The organism is Acinetobacter sichuanensis (assembly GCF_003024515.2).
GTDB lineage: Bacteria > Pseudomonadota > Gammaproteobacteria > Pseudomonadales > Moraxellaceae > Acinetobacter > Acinetobacter sichuanensis.
Window position 1 is genome coordinate 1 of record NZ_PYIX02000197.1, and the last position, 703, is coordinate 703.

The window sequence follows — 703 nt, forward strand, 5'->3', positions numbered from 1 at the left end:
GATTATCAAATTTAAAGAATAACTTTTTAAAATATATATTGCGGCATGTTGAGCATCAAATCAGCGTTAGAGGTTTACTACCATTCTGCATGCTCAGCAAAAGAGTAAAGTAATTGATTAAGACCCACATTATACATGTGGGTTTTTTTATGGGTAAAATATGGAACAGATCAGACCATTTCCACCAACAGAACTGCTTGATCAAGCTGAGGAAGAAGAAACAATCCGTTTGGCACCTGCACCAGATCTAAAAGATTGGGTTGTTAAAAACTTTCTTACCATTGGCGGCGCGTTACATAATCCTGATCATGACCACATTGCTGAGCTACTTCATGACAATGACGAGTTCTTAGCATTTGCTTGGGCATCATCTGCGGTTCAATCTAAAAAACGTATGGTGTTGGGTCAATGTGAAAAGGTGATGTTTAATGTTGGTGGATGGAAGAAAGCACGACAAGAGCAACAGATGCGGGATTGGTATGGTTTCATACCCACTTATTTAATTACGATTGATGCGAGTTACTGTGAAAAGAGCAATGACCGTAACTTTTGCGCATTACTCGATCATGAGCTTTATCACATTGGTGTAGAACGCGATGAAGATGGTGAAATGCTTTATAGCGATATGACAGGTTTACCTAAACATTATTTGGCAGGTCACGACGTTGAAGAGTTCTTTGGTGTGGTCAGACGTTGGGGCGCA

At 39.8% G+C, this 703-nt stretch carries 1 protein-coding gene; it reads left to right on the forward strand.

Going from position 1 to position 703, the window contains the following annotated elements:
• Nucleotides 1-160: 160 nt before the first annotated feature.
• A partial coding sequence (locus C9E89_RS22995) for a putative metallopeptidase (protein WP_107010346.1) occupies nucleotides 161-703 on the forward strand: 543 nt, incomplete at its 3' end.